Annotated in this window: 1 pseudogene; it reads left to right on the top strand. The window is 60.2% G+C overall.

Features of this window, described 5'->3' with window-relative positions:
* Positions 1–50: 50 nt before the first annotated feature.
* Positions 51–856: pseudogene (locus tag HY36_RS18190) on the top strand (IS3 family transposase); the annotation flags it as partial.
* Positions 857–1072: the final 216 nt, after the last annotated feature.

Below are 1072 nucleotides of genomic sequence, written 5' to 3'. Positions count from 1 at the left end.
CCGATTGGTCCCGCATTTGAATTGAGAGTCTGTCGTTATGGAGACAGACAATGCGCAAGAGCAAATTCACGGAAGAACAGATCATCGCGATCCTGGCGGAACAGGAGCGCGGCATGTCGACGGCGGATGTCTGCCGGCGTCATGGCGTCAGCTCGGCCACCTTCTACAAATGGAAGGCAAAGTTCGGCGGGATGGACGTGTCCGATGCCCGCCGGCTGAAGACGCTGGAGGGTGAGAACGCGAAATTGAAGCGCCTTCTGGCGGATGCGATGCTTGATAATGTCGTTCTGAAGGATCTGCTGGGAAAGTACTGACGACGCCCCAGTTGAAGCGGGTGGCGGCGCTCGGAGCGATGTCGGATCATGACATCTCCCAGCGTCGCGCCTGCCGACTGGTCAGCGTCGATCCGAAGACTGTCAGGCGAGAAGCGGAGCCGGATAATCCGGAGATCCGCAAATGTATGCGCGAGATCGCGGCAACGCGCCGCCGGTTCGGCTATCGCCGCATCGGCTTGATGCTCGAACGCGAAGGCATCGTTATGAACCACAAGAAGCTGAGGCGCCTCTACAGGGAGGAAGGCCTGGCGGTGAAGCGACGACGGGGACGCAAGCGCGCCACCGGGACGCGCGAGCCGATGCCTGTCCCGGACGGTCCATCGAAACGCTGGAGCCTTGACTTTGTGTCTGATGTCTTCGGTCCGGCGCGGCGGTTCCGGATGCTGAACGTGATCGACGACTATACCCGGCAATGCCTGGCACTGGTGGCCGACACCTCCCTGTCAGGCGCGCGTGTGGCGCGGGAGCTTGATCGCTGCATCCGCCTCTATGGCCGGCCGGAGACCATCGTCTCGGACAACGTCCTATGAAAGGAAGCTCAGCGGGAATGGGCCAACAGGTCAGTTGTCCGCGGGGCCGATTTTGGCCTCGCGCTGCGATTAAAATCTCCCAGGCGTCTTCTGCGGTCAAGAAGTCAGTTCTTCCATAGCAAACACAGGGTCCATGGGATTGTGGCCCTCACCGTCCTTAAGACGAGATCCGATTTCCCAGGCAGAAGACCCGAACATTATCTACGA

It is taken from the genome of Hyphomonas atlantica corrig. (assembly GCF_000682715.1).
GTDB classification, from domain to species: domain Bacteria; phylum Pseudomonadota; class Alphaproteobacteria; order Caulobacterales; family Hyphomonadaceae; genus Hyphomonas; species Hyphomonas atlantica.
The sequence above is the reverse complement of the archived record's forward strand: the minus strand, read 5'-3'. Positions and strand labels throughout refer to the sequence as shown.